A 15,321-nucleotide genomic window follows, 5' to 3' on the forward strand; every position below is an offset into this window, starting at 1 on the left:
GGATCCGATGAAAGACACGATCGACCCGGCGGTGATCCCGACCTATGACGACGTGGTCGCCGCCCATGAGCGGATCAAACCCCATATCCATCGCACGCCCGTCCTGACCTCGTCCTATTTCAACGACCTGGTCGGCGCGGAGCTGTTCTTCAAATGCGAGAACTTCCAGAAGGCGGGCGCTTTCAAGGTGCGCGGGGCCTGCAATGCGGTGTTCGGCCTGAGCGATGCGTTGGCCGAGCGCGGTGTGGCGACGCATTCCTCGGGCAACCATGCGCTCTCGCTCAGCTATGCCGCCGGGCGCCGGGGCATTCCGTGCAACGTGGTCATGCCGCGCACCGCACCGGAGGCCAAGAAGGCGGCCGTCCGGGGCTATGGCGGGATCATCACCGAATGCGAGCCCTCGACAACCTCCCGCGAGGCGGTCTTTGCCGAGGTGCAGGAGCGCACCGGCGCGGAATTCGTCCATCCCTATAACGACCCGCGGGTCGTGGCGGGGCAGGGCACCTGTTCGCGCGAGTTCATGGAGCAGACCGACGGGCTGGACATGATGATCGCCCCCATCGGCGGTGGCGGCATGATCTCGGGTTGCTGCCTGACCCTGTCGAACATCGCACCCGAGGTGCAGATCATCGCCGCCGAGCCGGAGCAGGCCGACGACGCCTATCGCAGCTTCAAGGCCGGGCACATCATCGCCGACGACGCGCCGGTCACCATTGCCGACGGGTTGAAGGTGCCTCTCAAGGATCTCACATGGCATTTCGTGTCCAACCATGTGAGCGATATCCTGACCGCCAGCGAGCAGGAGATCATCGACGCGATGAAGCTCACCTGGCAGCGCATGAAGATCGTGATGGAGCCGAGCTGTGCTGTGCCGCTGGCCACCATTCTGAAGAACAAGGATAAATTCGCCGGCAAGCGCGTCGGTGTGATTGTGACGGGCGGCAATGTCGATCTCGACAAATTGCCGTGGATCACGGGCTAAGGGGAGCCGAGACAATGAACGCAGAAACCAAATTCGCAGAGCTCGAAGTGGGCTACAACATTCCGGCGGCCATCGGGATGGACGAGGCGGACATCCAGACGCCGTGCCTTGTGGTGGATCTCGACGCGCTGGAGCGCAACGTGGTCAAGATGGGCAACTTCGCCAAGGAAATGGGGGTGCGGCACCGGGTGCATGGCAAGATGCACAAGTCCGTGGACGTGGCCAAGCTGCAGATGGAGCTGGGCGGCGCGTGCGGTGTGTGCTGCCAGAAGGTGTCGGAGGCCGAGGCCTTCGCCCGTGGGGGGATCAAGGACGTGCTTGTGTCGAACCAGGTGCGTGACCCGGCCAAGATCGACCGTCTGGCGCGGATTCCCCGGCTCGGTGCGCGCGCGATCTGCTGCGTGGACGATATCGAGAACGTGGCCGACCTGTCGGCGGCGGCCACCAAGCACGGCACCCAGATCGAGTGCCTGGTCGAGATCGACTGCGGTGCGGGACGCTGCGGCGTGACCACCACCCCCGCCGTGGTCGAGATCGCCAAGGCCATCGACGCGGCCCCGGGCCTGAAATTCTCGGGCCTGCAGGCCTATCAGGGCGCGATGCAGCACCTCGACAGCTATGACGAGCGCAAGGCCAAGATCGACATCGCGGTCGCCATGGTGAAGGACGCGGTCGATGCGCTGAAGGCCGAGGGGCTGGAGTGCGACATCGTCGGCGGCGGCGGCACGGGGTCGTACTATTTCGAGGGCAACTCGGGCGTCTATAACGAGCTTCAGTGCGGCTCCTACGCGTTCATGGATGCCGATTACGGCCGGATCCTGGACAAGAACGGCAACCGGATCGACCAGGGCGAGTGGGAGAACGCGCTGTTCATCCTGACCTCGGTGATGTCCCATGCCAAGGCCGACAAGGCGATCTGCGATGCGGGCCTGAAGGCGCAATCGGTGGATAGCGGCCTGCCGTTCATCTATGGGCGCGACGACGTAAAATACGTCAAATGCTCGGACGAGCATGGCGTGATCGCGGACCCGGATGGCAAGCTGAAGGTCAACGACAAGCTCAAGCTGGTCCCCGGTCATTGCGACCCGACCTGCAACGTCCATGACTGGTATGTGGGCGTGCGTAACGGCAAGGTCGAAGCGCTCTGGCCCGTGACCGCGCGCGGCCTCGCCTACTGATCCAAAGACCGGCAGGGGGGCGCGACAGCCCCCCTCATTGTTTCGAAAATACTCCCGCCGGAGGCGTCCGACGTCTCCAGCGGCACGACCATTCGAGGGGGGCACCATGCTGCAAAAACCGGACACCGACGGGCTTGTCATCGTCACCGAGGAAATCTGCCAAAAGGTCATCGACCGGGATCTGGCCTTCGCCGCCGTACGCGATGTGTTCGGCGCCATGGCGCGGGGCGATGCCTACAACTTCCCGGTGATCCGCGAGGCGATCGGGCACGAGGATGCGCTTTACGGGTTCAAGTCCGGGTTCGACAAGGCGGGCATGGTGCTGGGCGTGAAGGCCGGGGGCTATTGGCCCAACAACATGGCCAAGGGGATCATCAATCACCAGTCCACGGTGTTCCTGTTCGACCCCGATACCGGCAAGCTCAAGGCGCTGGTGGGGGGCAACTACCTCACGGCGATCCGCACCGCGGCCTCCTCGGCAGTGTCCATCGACCAGCTGGCGCGCAAGGATGCCAAGGTTCTGGGCATGGTCGGGGCGGGGCACCAGTCCACCTTCCAGCTGCGCGCGGCCGTCGAGCAGCGCGATTTCGAGAAGGTCGTCTGCTGGAACCCCCATCCCGACATGATCCCCAACCTCGGCAAGGTGGCGGCCGAGATCGGCATCCCCTTCGAGGCGGTCTCGCGCGAAGAGCTGGGCGCGCAGTCGGATGTCATCATCACCATCACCTCCGCTTTCGAGCCGCTCATCGAGGCGGGCTATATCAAGCCGGGCACGCATCTGGCCTGCATGGGCACCGACACCAAGGGCAAGCAGGAGGTCGCGGCAGAGCTGGTGGCCAAGGCCACGCTCTTTACCGACGAGGTGGCGCAATCCACCACCATCGGCGAGACCCAGCATGCCATCGCCTCCGGCGCGATCACACAGGACGATGTCACGCCCATCGGCAAGGTGATCAACGGCGACCACCCGGGCCGGACCTCCGATGACGAGATCACCTTGTTCGACGGGACCGGCGTCGGGTTGCAGGACCTGGCGGTCGCTGCCGTGGCCGCCGAGCAGGCGGTCGCGACGGGGGCGGCCACGCGCGTCTCGCTCTGATCGCGCCCCGCATGTGACCATGCCCGAGGCCCGCCGGTAAGGCGGGCCATTTGCTATGGGAGGGCGGGCAGGCGCCCCGCCGCCCGGGCCGGGTCAGGGCATCTGGTAGCCGGGGGTGGAGGCGGAGATGGCGCGCTCGTCCTCGTTCATGTCCTCGACAATCCCCTCGAAAAGCGGCGTGGACAGGTACCGCTCCCCGGTGTCGGGCAACATGCACAGGATGACCGAGCCTTCCGGCGCGGTCTTGGCGACCTCGTGCGAGATCGCGAAGGTGGAGCCGCCGGAGATCCCCGTCAGGATGCCTTCCTCGGCAGCGAGGCGGCGGGCCCAGGCGATGCCATCGGCCCCGGCCACGGGCAGCAGGGCGTCGTAGAAGCCTTGATCGATGCTCTCTTGCAGGACCTTGGGGATGAAATCGGGCGTCCAGCCCTGGATCGGATGCGGCTCGAAGGCGCTGTGACTGACGGCGGGCGCGCCGTTCGGGTCCCGGTCCTGGGCGATGCCGCTGCCGAGCAGTTGGGCATTGGCGGGTTCGGTCAGGATGATCTTCGTCTCGGGCCGCGCCTTGCGCAGCACCCGGCCCAGGCCGGTGACCGTGCCGCCGGTGCCGTAGCCGGTCACGATATAGTCGAGCTTGCAGCCTTCGAAATCGCCGAGGATCTCTTGCGCGGTGGTGTTTTCGTGCATCTCCGCATTGGCCGCGGTTTCGAACTGGCTGGCGAGAAACCAGCCGTTGGCTTCGGCCAGTTCCACTGCCTTGCGATACATCCCGAACCCCTTCTCGGCGCGCGGCGTGAGGACCACTTTCGCCCCGAGAAGGCGCATCAGCTTGCGCCGCTCGATCGAGAAGCTCTCGGCCATGGTGATCACGAGGGGATAGCCCTTCTGCGCGCAGACCATGGCCAGCCCGATGCCGGTATTGCCGGAGGTCGCCTCGACCACCGTCTGGCCGGGCTTCAGTGTCCCGGCGCGCTCGGCAGCCTCGATGATGTTGAGGGCAAGGCGATCCTTGACGGACGCGGCGGGATTGAAGAACTCGGCCTTGACGTAAAGCTCCACCCCCTCCGGTGCGAGGTTGTTGATCCGGATGACCGGCGTGTTGCCGACCGTATCGAGCACGGAGTCGTAGGTCTTGCCGTTGCCGGTGGTTCTGCGGATGGGCGGTGTGGCGGTCATGGGTGTCCTCTTTGCAGCTATGCGAAACCGGGCGCTTCGGCGCGCTTCTTGTCCTTGCCACGAAGCGTAGACGCAAAAGGGGGGGCGGGGAAGCGGGCTGCCCGGGTGCGGGCACCCTTGGGGTGGTCACATTTCGTTGCGGCGGGGGCCGGTGGTTTGTGCGGGTATAGCAGCTGAGGAGAGGACGCGGGAATTCGGATTGCCGGGTCATTTCGAAACCTCTCGACGAATCCCTTTTGGCTTTGGATAGTGTGACTTTTGGCCGGGAAGGGGCGTTGTTGCGTAAAGTGCGTCAGGGATTCACTTCACGAATCCCGTAGGTTAGATCGGCGGCATGCCGAAGCCCGCTCCTCCCCGCTATCGAACAACGAACTGGTCTGAGTACAACAAGGCGCTTCGGAGGAGGGGTTCGCTGCTGGTCTGGTTCGACCGCGACATGACGTGGCTGTCTGAACGGACCGGCAAGCGGGGACGACCGGACGTATTCTCCGATGCAGCGATCCAGTTCTGCCTGAGTGTGAAGGTGTTGTTTGGCCTGCCGCTTCGCCAAACCTCCGGTATGGTCGCGAGCCTTTTGGAAATGGCTGACCTCGACTGGCCGGTGCCGGACTTCAGCACGTTGTGCCGGCGCCAAAGAACCTTGAACGTCCAGATCCCCTATCGCCGCGTGGATGGACCGCTGAACCTGCTTGTGGATAGCACAGGGATCAAGTTCTTGGGCGACGGAGAGTGGCAGGTTCGCAAGCATGGCACCAGCCGCCGACGTCAATGGCGCAAGGTTCATCTGGCCATGGACACCACTACATCCGACATCCGAGCGGTGGAGTTCACGTCCAGTCGGGACGGCGACAGCCCCGTCTTGCCTGACCTTCTGGAACAGATCCCCGAGGACGAACAGATCGGCACCGTGACAGCCGATGGTGCCTACGATACCCGCAGATGTCACGCCGCCATCATTGCCAGAGATGCCGAAGCAATCATCCCGGTTCGCCGGAACGGACGATTGTGGAAGGAGGACGGTCCTGCCGCCAGGGTCCGCAACGAGATACTACGGGCCTCACAACGCTTCGGCAGATCTCTCTGGAAGCGATGGAGCGGCTACCACGCCCGAAGCCGTGTCGAGGCCAAGATGCGATGCCTCAAATCATTCGGTGAACGCATTATGGCAAGAGACCCCGACCGACAAACCGCAGAAATCCACATCCGCATCGCCCTCATGAACCGTTTCTCAGCCCTCGGAAAGGCTGACGTCGTTTGTGAAGCGTGAACCCGCCGGGGATAGGGGGAACTCTCCCTCAGGCCTAATTGTGCAACAACGCCCCGGGAAGGTATCATGCATATTCAAAGCGCGATTTCGATCCTATTGGCGGTAGCCCTTTTTGCGCCCTCAGCGGCAAAAGCGGGGTTTCACGAAAACCTTCTTGAACAGCTTGGCCGTGAAATCATCGACGAGATGTTTGAAGACCCCCCTGCGGCGTCTCCGCCTGCGTCGCCGCCGCGCACTGTCGAATCCCCGCAGCGGCAGGAAAATCGGCGTGTGCAGTCCGCGCTCAACGCGTTCGGATTCCCGGCCGGGGTGGTCGATGGGGACCTGGGCCCGCGGTCGCGCGCGGCGATCGGGGCGTACCAGGCCTTCATGGGGTTTCCGGGCACCGGGTTTCTGGACGAGTACCAGAAGGGTGTGCTTTTGAACGCCCATCGCAGGTTGCAGGCCGGCGACGGTGCGGCCTTCCCGAATGTGCTGGCCGCGGAAGGGACCAAGGGGTTGCTCAAGGCGTTCACCCCGACGGTCGGGCCGAGCACCTATCCCGACCCGCAAGTGGCGCAAGGAGGCAGGATCGGCGCGCCCGGGGCCCCGTTCGGCGGACCAGAGGATCTGGGCGTGGTGCCGGACCTGCCGGTTGCGGTGCCGTCCTTGCCGCAGGCCGGGCCGACGGCCACGCGCATGTCCGAGCGGTGCGAGTTCGTGGCCCTGACGACCCGGATCAACCAGGGGCTGATCCAGGCGGATGCGATGCTGGATGCGGACCAGGCGCTGAGCGAGCAGTTCTGCGAGGCGCGCAGTTTTGCCCTTGCGGCGGGCCAGAGCTATGCGGTGCAGATCGGGTTCGAGGAGGCGCAACTCGTGGAGATCTGCACGCGGATCTCGGCGGCGCTTGGGCCGGTGCGTGCCATGATGGCGGGGCAGTCGGCGCAGGCGGTGCAGGCCCGGGTGGTGGAGCTCGGCGCGTCGCTTGGCATGGCGAATCTGCCGAAACTGGCGGCCTATGGCAAGCTCTGCACGGCGCAGGGGTATCGCCTCGATGATGCGGAGATCGCGCTGTCGGGGGCGCTGTTGTCCTTCGCGGCGGGGCAGAGGCCCCATGCGGAGCTTCTGGCGCACCACGCGCGGGAAGGCTTCGGGCTGGCGGCGCAGGGGGCGGCGGCGTTTTCGTGGTACGACATCGCCCTCGATGCCCTGGAGCGGGGCGCGACACCGGCCTTCCTGCCGTCGAAATCCGCCCAGCGGGTCGCGGTCATGCGGGCGGCGATCAAGTCCGGCCAGTTGCAAGCCGATACCGTCGGCGCGGTGCCCATGGTGCCCGCGTCGGGGGGCGGCATTCCGGACCTGCCCTTGCCGCAGTAGCTCCGCGCGGGCGCGGTGCCGGGTCGGGTCCATCCTGCCGGGCGCATCTTTTCGGGCGCGGTTGGGCGCAGGGCAATAAGGCCGGTATTCGTCGCTCCGCGTGTCCCAATGCCGGGATTATGCGTGATTGCGGAAAAAAAGAGCAAAAAAACTGGACGAATCCGGGCCGCGACCGAATACTCTCCTGTAACAGTCCTTTTCGGTTGGAGTTCGGTAATGCATTTCAAGCACGCGATTGCGGTGGCCTGCGCGGTCACACTCACCTCGACCCCCATGGCAAAAGCCGACCTGCACGGCGTGATCGGCGCGATCATCGGTGGTGCGATCATCAACGACATGGCCAGACAGCGCCCCAGCCAGCCAACCCGGCCCAGCGTCAGCTCCGCGCAGCGACAGGAGAATCGCAACGTGCAAACCGCGCTCAATGCGTTCGGCTTCCCGGTCGGGACGGTCGATGGCTCCCTCGGGCCGAAATCTCGCGCCGCCATCGGAAATTACCAGGCGTATATGGGCTTCCAGAGCACCGGGTATCTCGATGATTACCAGAAGGGCGTGCTGCTGGACGGCTACAGCCGGATGCAGGCGGGCGGTGGTTCGGCCTTCCCGAACGTGGTGGCTGCCGAAGGGACCAAGGGCCTGCTGAAGGCGTTCCAGGATCCGAGCTATGCCCAGCGGTTCGGGGCGCCGACCTTCCCCAACCCGCAAGTGCCGCAAGGACAGCAGGTCGCGTCCCCGCAGGCACCGTTCGGGGCGCCGCAGAACTTCGGGGTGCAACCCAACGTGCCCAGCCCCGTGCCGCAGACCACCCGCGTGGTCGCCCCGACCCAGACCCCGACCCCGGCGCCGACGCAGGTCGCCCCCCTGGCGATCCCGCCGCTCGCCCCCATGGGTCAGGTCGCCAAGAGCATGGCGGAGCGCTGCGAACTCGTGACGCTGATGACCCAGACAAACCAGGGCATGGTGCAGGCCGCGGCGATGACCGATGCAGACCAGGCGCTGAGCGAGCAGTTCTGCGAGGCGCGCAGCTTCGCGATTTCCGCCGGACAGAGCTATGCAGCGCAACTGCGAGTAAGCGACGAGCAACTGACCGCGACCTGTTCGCAGATCTCGGACGCGATGGTGCCAGCCCGTGACCTTGTGAACAGCGCCACGGCCGATGTGGTGCAGGGGCGCGTGGCGGAGATCAACGCGCAGATCGGGCTGGCCGACACGTCCACCGCCGCGGCCTACGGCCAGCTCTGCACCGGGATCGGGTACCGCCAGGACAATGCGGAGATGGCCCTTTCCGGCGCGCTGCTGTCCTTTGCGGTGGGTGCGCTGCCCTATGCCGAACTGGTCGCGCATCACAAGCGCGAGGGCTTCGGGTTGCAGCCGAACGCGGCAGGCTCGGTGGCGTGGTACGATACGGCGCTCGGCGCCCTGGAACAGGGGGCGACCCCGGCCTTCCTGCCGTCCAAGTCGCCGGAGCGCGTCGCGGTGATGCGGGCCGCGATCAAGTCAGGTCAGCTTCAGGCGCAGCCGGGTGGTGGCCTGCCGCCCCTCGTGCCCGCGGTCGGTGGCGGCATCCCGGCCTTGCCGCTGCCGCAGTGACATGCCCCGGCGGCCCGGGTCGCCGGGCTGCGCAGTCCGGTCCCGTGGTGGCCATGTACAGTACGCAAAGCGCCCCCGCCCGACGCCAGCACGCGCGACAACGGTTGCAGCGCAGCGGTGTGGGTGGTTTGATCGAACACGGTGTCGGCGCGGAAGGTTGTCCGGTTCGGCCCGCCCCGTTGAGGCCGATGCGGCTAAGCTCGTGGAGGCCATTATTTTCGAGCGCGTTTTTGTCCGCGTGCAGAGTTCAGGCCCGATTTCCAAGATGATCCTTTCCCGCTCCCCCGACTTGCCCGCGCATCTGCCCCCCGCCCTGTTCCCCTGCAGTACCGGTGCACGACCCAAGCCGGGTTGCGCGCCGTCCACGACCCGCGCCGAAAGCTGTACCCATGGCTGACTATTTCCTCGTCAAGACCCCGCTCACGCTGGAGAACTGCCTGTCCCATGACGGCGCGCTGGTTCTCGAACAACATGCCGAATTGCGCGCCATGCTCGAAGCGCGGGCGCCGGCGGCGGCGGGTCTGTTTGCCGAGCCCCTGATCAGCCGGGGCAACGACCAGGCGGCGGCGTCGGTGTCGTGGTACGGCGATGTGGATGGCCAGCCGGTGCCCCTGTCGCGGCTCGATTCCGCCTCGCGTGCAGAGGTGCAGGCACGGCTGCAGGCGCAGGTGACGCCGCTCCTGCCGCTGCTGGATGACCCGGAGGTCGGCGCGATGCTGTCGCGGGCGCTCTACACGCTGGAGCCAGGTTCGATCGTGGCGGTCGACGGCACCCCGCTGTTGCTGAACTGGGGGATGTTGCCGGACGGGTTCGAGCGGGACCGCAGCGCGCGGGCCAATCATTTCGCGCAGACCCTGGGGGCGTTCGTGCCGTTCCCGGCGCCGCCGCCCCTCGGCCCGTCCGAAGCGCAGAAGTATCGCGAGGCGATCGCGGCTCCGCGGGCCGCGGCTGGCGACACAGGTCCCGCGCCCGCGACAGGTGCCGCTGCAGCCGCCGCCGCGACCGGCGGTATGGCGGCAGCATCGGCTGCCAAGGCCCCACCACCGCCCCCGTCCCCGCCGCCTGCCGAGGCGGAACCGCGCCGGGTGGGGCCGGGGGGCTGGGTGCCCCTGCTGGTGCTGACGGTGCTGGCCGCGGTCGTGCTGCTCTGGCTGTTGCTGCCGGGCACGCGGCTCTTCCCGAACGACCCGTCGGAACAGGCGATCTCGGACGTGGCGGCGGCGGAACTGGCCGAGGAGGTGAACGTCGCCCTGGAGGCGCGGCTGGCCAGCCTCCAGGCGGCGCTGGACGGGGCGCAATGCCGGGCGGATGGCACGTTGCTGATGCCCGACGGGATGACCATCGAGGGCCTGCTGCCGCCCGACCCCCGTGATCCGAACGACCGCGCCGGGGCCATCGTGCCCGCCGATCTCACCCCGATCCTGCCGCCCGATCCCGCGCGGGTGGCGGTGCCGACAGCCACCGGCACGCTGGAGACGGCGAACCTGCTGGCGCTGGTCGATGCGCGCACGGCGCTGGTGATCGCGCAGACGGCGACGGGCACCGGGACCGGGACGGGGTTCTTCGTGGGGCCGGACCTCCTGGTGACGAATTTCCACGTGGTTGAGGGGGCTGCCGCCGACAGCATCTTCGTGACCAATGAGGCGCTGGGCGCCGTGCGCCAGGCGCAGTTGCTCAAGCAGTCGGGACCGTTGCAGGCCACGGGGGCGGATTTCGCCCTGCTGCGCGTGCCCGGGGCGAACCAGCCCGCGTTCGACATTCTGCAGGGCACCGAAAGCCTGCGGCTGCAGGCGGTGATCGCGGCGGGCTATCCGGGGGACATCCTGCGCACCGACGCGCAGTTTTCCCAGTTGCGCGCGGGGGATCTGAGCGCTGTGCCGCAACTGGCGGTCACCGACGGGACGGTCAGTGTCGAGCAGGACATGGCGCCGCGCAACACCCGCGTCGTGGTCCATTCCGCGCCGATTTCCACCGGCAACTCGGGCGGGCCGCTTCTGGACAGTTGCGGACGTCTGGTGGGGGTGAACACCTTCGTGGTGCAGGGCCCCTTGCGGAACCTGAACTTCGCGCTGGCCAGTCCCGAGCTGCTGGGCTTCCTGCAAGGGACGGGGGCTTTGCCCAATGTGGTTTCCAGCCCGTGCAGGCCGCAGGTCGCGCGCCCGTCGCCGCCGCCCGCCGTGGCGGCCTTGCCCGCGCCCGGGGCACCGGCGGAGGGCATCCCGGCCCTGCCGCTGCCCGGCGCGACGCCCGAGTAGGCGGGCACCATGTTCGAAGCCTTCCTGACCAACACGTCCATCGAGGGGTTGCGCCCGCTCGGGACGGCGCCGCAGCGCTCCTACGAGCTGATCACCGGCACGGTGCGGGCCGAGATCGGCGCGGCGCCGGCGGCCCTTTTTGCCGAGCCGGTGGCGACGCAGTTCGGCGACCGGTTCGACTGGTACGCGGCGGTGGAAGGCAAGGCGCAGCCCTTGGCCGACCTGCCCGAGCAGGACCGCGCACGGGCCGAGGCGACGCTCGCGGAGCAGATCGCGGAGGTCCGCGCACTTGCGGCGCGCTACAGCAGTGCCGAGAGCGCCGAGGAGCAGCGGCTGGGCGAGGCGCTGGAGAATGCGCTGTCCTATCCCGAGGACGGGGTGTTCGTGGTGTGGGGGCCGGATGGCGCGTTGCAGCCGGTTCTGGTGAACTGGGCCTGGGTGTCGGACAAGCAGGTGGTGGTGGAGGGCTCCTTGCGCGCGCCCGACGCGCGACCCGCGCCGAAGCCCGCCCCACCGCCCGTGGGCACGGGCCCGGCAGGCGCCGCGGGGGGCGCCGCGGCCACGGCGACATCCGAGCGGATCTGGGCCGCGCCCCTCTGGCTGCTGTGGCTCCTGGGTCTGTTGCTGGCCCTGCTGCTGGCGGCGATCGTCTGGCTAATGGTGCCGGCCTGCGGGATCAGGACGCCCTTCACCCTGTCCTATTGCGAAGCGGCGGCCCAGAGCGATGCGGCCACCCGGCGCGGGCAGGTCCTGAAGGACCGGATCGCGATTCTGGAGCGGCAGATCGGCATCGCCGACCGGGCCTGCCAGCCCGACCCGAGGGACGGGCTGCCGATCCCGGACCTGCCGGCCCTGGCCCAACGCCCGCCCGAGGCGCTGCCCGATATCGACGCGCGCCGGTCCGAGGCCGGTGCAGAATTGGGCGATCTGACCTTCACCCTGGCCTGGGACGGGCCGGACGACCTCGATCTGTCGGTGACCTGCCCGGCGGGGGTGACCGTGTCCTACCTGCGGCGCGATGCCTGCAACGGGCAACTGGACGTCGACAGCAATGTGGGCGCGCCGGTGGACAAGCCGGTGGAGAACATCTTCTTCACCGGGCCCCAGGGCGGGGTCTACGAGATCCGCGTGCGGATGTATTCCTCGCGCTCCGGGGGGGGCGATACGCCCTTTCAGGTCCAGATCCGCGCGGCCGACAGGGTTGAAAACCTGACCGGGATCGTTTCAGGTCAGAACAGGGACTGGCAGCAGTCCTACAATTACGGGGGGCAGTGATGCTGCAAGACCGCGCCAAGCGGCTGAGACGGCTGGTATCCTTGGGCGACGAGATCACGCTGGTGCCCTATTCTGGCATCCAGATCCTCGATTTCGGGTTCGATATCAACGCGCTGGATATCCGGTCCTTTCGTTTCATCGAACGCCCCGAGGGCGCGGCCGAGGGCCGTCATCGCACGCTCTATCCCCTGACCGGGGAGGCTGAGCGCGATGCGCCGATCCTCGCGGCCACCACGCCGGAGGATGACGAGTATTCCGTCCGGCCCCTCGCCGCACTGGAGCCGTTTCTGGAGAAATGGGTGCCGATCCCGGTGCTGCGGTTGAAAAACCAGCGCGGGGCAGGGGGCGAGGAGCTTTACGATCCCGGCCCGTCCTCCTGGGCGCGGCTGCGGACGGTGGAATTGCCCCAGCCCGATCCGGAGACCGGCCATACCCACCGGGTGCAGATCGCGCTCGACACCGCGCTCAGCGACCAGGACCAGAGCGCCCACTATGTCGCCCCCGAACGCGCCGACAGCGAGAAGCCGCGCGAGTTCCGGCTGGTCTCTGACCCCGGTGCGATGAGCTGGTTCCTGCAGCGGCTGGAGGCGGACGAGGACGGCAATGCGGTCGATCTGCAGCTCTGGGTGTCGGACTGGCTCAAGGAGATGTTCCTCGACTTCAAACGGGCCGAACGCCCCGGGCGATCGATCTCGGAAGAAAACCTGCCGCATATGTTCGAGCATTGGGCGCGCTACCTGTCGTACCTTCAGGTGATTCAGCGCGCCGTGGCCCCGCCCAAGATGCGCTTTGCCAACACCGTCGCGCCGCGCGATGCGGTCGCCCCGGTCGAGGTCGACCTGGTGCTCGACATCGGCAACTCGCGGACCTGCGGCATTCTGATCGAGCGCTTCCCGGGCGAGACGCGGGTCGACCTGACCCGGTCCTTCCCGCTGGAGATCCGCGACCTGTCTCGTCCGGAGTTCCATTATTCGGGCCTCTTCGAGAGCCGGGTGGAGTTCGCCGACCTGCGCTTCGGCGACGAGCGCTACGCGTCGCGGTCGGGTCGGCGCAACGCGTTCATGTGGCCCAGCTTCGTGCGCATGGGGCCCGAAGCCGTGCGGCTCGTGCAGGCCGAGGAGGGGACAGAGACCCTGTCGGGCCTGTCCTCGCCCAAGCGGTACCTTTGGGATGATGACGCGGTGTTGCAGGACTGGCGGTTCCAGAACCACCACGACCCCAACAACCTGCCGCGCCCGGTGCGCGCGGCCATGCGGCACCTGAACGAGGCGGGCGACGTGCTGGCCCAGGTCAAGACCGAGATCGGGCTCAACCTGCGCAAGCCGAAAAAGACCACGCCGCTGACCCCGGCGATCCGGCCGCGGTTCTCACGCTCCTCGCTTTTCGGGTTCATGCTGGCCGAGGTCATTGCCCATGCCATGGTGCAGATCAACGATCCGGCCTCGCGCTCGCGCCGGTCGCAGTCTGACCTGCCGCGGCGGCTCAACCGCGTGATCCTGTCCCTGCCCACGGCGACCTCGGTGCAGGAACAGGCGATGATCCGGTCGCGGGTCTCGGGCGCGCTGACCCTGGTCAAGGAGATGCTCGGCACCAAGGACGGCACCAGCACCATCGCGGTCGAGGGCAAGCCCGAACTGCTGGTGGATTGGGACGAGGCGAGCTGCACCCAGCTGGTCTATCTTTATTCCGAGCTGACCCAGAAATTCGATGGCCGGATCGACACGTTTCTCGACCTCAAGGGACAGCCACGTCCGGACCCGGCAGGCGGCGAGAGCCCGTCCCTGCGGCTGGCCTGCATCGACGTGGGCGGGGGGACCACGGACCTGATGGTCACCACCTATCGCGGCGAGGACAACCGGGTGCTGCATCCCGAGCAGACCTTCCGCGAAGGGTTCCGCGTGGCGGGCGACGACCTGGTGCACCGGGTGATCAGCGCCATCGTCTTGCCGCGGCTGCAGGATTCCATCGCGCAGGCGGGCGGGCAGTTCGTGGCCGAGCGGATGCGGGAGCTTTTCGGCGGCGATATCGGCGGGCAGGAACAGCAGACCGTGCAACGGCGAAGGCAGTTTTCCATCCGGGTGCTGGTGCCGCTGGCCGAGGCGATCCTGTCGGCCTGCGAGGATGCCGAGGAGGCCGACCGCATCGACATCCCCGTGGCGGATGTGCTGGGCCTCGTGCCCACGCCGGTTGGCGAAGAAGGCGATGAGGAAGGCCACGAAGACGCGTCGCCGCAGGTGACCGACGAGATCCTCGACTATCTCGAAAAGCCCGCGACGCAGCTGGGCGCCGAGGGCTGGCGGCTTGCGGACATGGTCCTGAGCGCCAGCCGCGAAGACCTCGACGCCATCGCGCGGGAGGTGTTCCAGAAGGTGCTCGGCAACATGTGCGAGGTGATCGACCATCTCGGCTGCGATGTGGTGTTGCTGACGGGCCGTCCCTCGCGGCTGCCGGCGGTGCGCGCCATCGTCGAGGAAATGCTCGTGGTCCCGCCCCATCGCCTGATCTCGATGCACCGCTACAAGACCGGCAACTGGTACCCGTTCCGCGATCCGGTCAGCCAGCGGGTGGGCGATCCGAAATCCACCGTGGCCGTGGGCGGGATGCTGATTGCACTGTCCGAGAACCGCATCCCGAACTTCAAGGTCACCACCGGCGCGTTCCAGATGAAATCCACCGCCCGTTTCGTGGGCGAGATGGACACGAACGGCCAGATCCCCGAGGGGCGCATGCTGTTCGAGGATCTCGATCTGGATGCCAGGAAATCCGCGCAGGATCCCACGGCGATCGTCCGCATGCACTCGCCGGTCTATATCGGCGCGCGCCAGTTGCCGCTGGAGCGCTGGACGACCACGCCGCTCTACCGGCTCGACTTCGCGAATGACAGCATCGCGGGCAAGATCAAGCTGCCGGTTAAGGTCGAACTGGTCCGCGAGGACGATGATTTCGACGAGGCCGAGACCAGCCTGGAAAAACTGCGCGCCGAACGGGTGCGCGAGGTGTTCCGGGTGGATGCGGCCGAGGATGCCGAGGGCACGATGATCAAGAACGACGACGTGGTGCTGTCGCTGCACACGCTCGGGTTCGAGGATGAATACTGGCTCGATACCGGCGTGTTCCGGATCTGAGCCGCGGGAAGGAGA

The 15,321-nt window shown here is 67.1% G+C and carries 10 protein-coding genes; 9 read left to right on the forward strand and 1 reads right to left on the reverse strand.

Features of this window, described 5'->3' with window-relative positions; all coding sequences use genetic code 11:
* The first annotated feature begins 7 nt into the window (after positions 1–7).
* The 3 genes from bhcB (at position 8) to bhcD (ending at position 3,259) form a co-directional block, all read left to right on the forward strand.
* The gene (gene bhcB / locus DSHI_RS04540) at positions 8–982 is read left to right on the forward strand and encodes a beta-hydroxyaspartate dehydratase BhcB (protein ID WP_012177564.1); all 975 of its coding nucleotides are present in this window, start codon (positions 8–10) and stop codon (positions 980–982) included.
* 14 nt (positions 983–996) lie between these two features.
* Positions 997–2,160 carry a 3-hydroxy-D-aspartate aldolase BhcC gene (gene bhcC, locus DSHI_RS04545; RefSeq protein WP_012177565.1) on the forward strand — a complete coding sequence of 388 codons (1,164 nt, stop codon included), beginning with the start codon at positions 997–999 and terminating at the stop codon, positions 2,158–2,160.
* 106 nt (positions 2,161–2,266) lie between these two features.
* Positions 2,267–3,259, forward strand: a complete 993-nt coding sequence (gene bhcD, locus DSHI_RS04550) for an iminosuccinate reductase BhcD (protein ID WP_012177566.1) — start codon at positions 2,267–2,269, stop codon at positions 3,257–3,259.
* Positions 3,260–3,352: 93 nt separating this feature from the next.
* Here the strand turns inward: bhcD and DSHI_RS04555 are convergent, their stop codons facing one another.
* Complete coding sequence (locus DSHI_RS04555; protein WP_012177567.1) at positions 3,353–4,435, reverse strand: PLP-dependent cysteine synthase family protein; 1,083 nt, start codon at positions 4,433–4,435, stop codon at positions 3,353–3,355.
* Between the two features lie 334 nt (positions 4,436–4,769).
* On the opposite strand from DSHI_RS04555, the gene DSHI_RS04560 reads away from it, so the two are divergent.
* The 6 genes from DSHI_RS04560 to DSHI_RS04585 all read left to right on the forward strand — a co-directional run bounded on the left by DSHI_RS04560 (position 4,770) and on the right by DSHI_RS04585 (position 15,306).
* Positions 4,770–5,702, forward strand: coding sequence for an IS5-like element ISDsh4 family transposase (locus DSHI_RS04560; protein ID WP_012177568.1), 933 nt, complete (start codon positions 4,770–4,772; stop codon positions 5,700–5,702).
* 270 nt (positions 5,703–5,972) lie between these two features.
* The gene (locus DSHI_RS04565) at positions 5,973–7,061 is read left to right on the forward strand and encodes a peptidoglycan-binding domain-containing protein (protein WP_245533046.1); all 1,089 of its coding nucleotides are present in this window, start codon (positions 5,973–5,975) and stop codon (positions 7,059–7,061) included.
* Between the two features lie 216 nt (positions 7,062–7,277).
* Positions 7,278–8,651 carry a peptidoglycan-binding domain-containing protein gene (locus DSHI_RS04570; RefSeq protein WP_012177570.1) on the forward strand — a complete coding sequence of 458 codons (1,374 nt, stop codon included), beginning with the start codon at positions 7,278–7,280 and terminating at the stop codon, positions 8,649–8,651.
* A gap of 389 nt (positions 8,652–9,040) precedes the next feature.
* The gene (locus DSHI_RS04575; RefSeq protein ID WP_012177571.1) at positions 9,041–10,906 is read left to right on the forward strand and encodes a S1 family peptidase; all 1,866 of its coding nucleotides are present in this window, start codon (positions 9,041–9,043) and stop codon (positions 10,904–10,906) included.
* A gap of 9 nt (positions 10,907–10,915) precedes the next feature.
* Entirely contained in the window at positions 10,916–12,181 is a 1,266-nt protein-coding gene (locus tag DSHI_RS04580) for a hypothetical protein (protein WP_012177572.1), read from the forward strand.
* The gene (locus DSHI_RS04585; protein WP_012177573.1) at positions 12,181–15,306 is read left to right on the forward strand and encodes a virulence factor SrfB; all 3,126 of its coding nucleotides are present in this window, start codon (positions 12,181–12,183) and stop codon (positions 15,304–15,306) included. The genes DSHI_RS04580 and DSHI_RS04585 overlap by 1 nt, the downstream gene beginning before the upstream one ends.
* Positions 15,307–15,321: the final 15 nt, after the last annotated feature.

This window comes from Dinoroseobacter shibae DFL 12 = DSM 16493 (genome assembly GCF_000018145.1).
Classification (GTDB): domain Bacteria; phylum Pseudomonadota; class Alphaproteobacteria; order Rhodobacterales; family Rhodobacteraceae; genus Dinoroseobacter; species Dinoroseobacter shibae.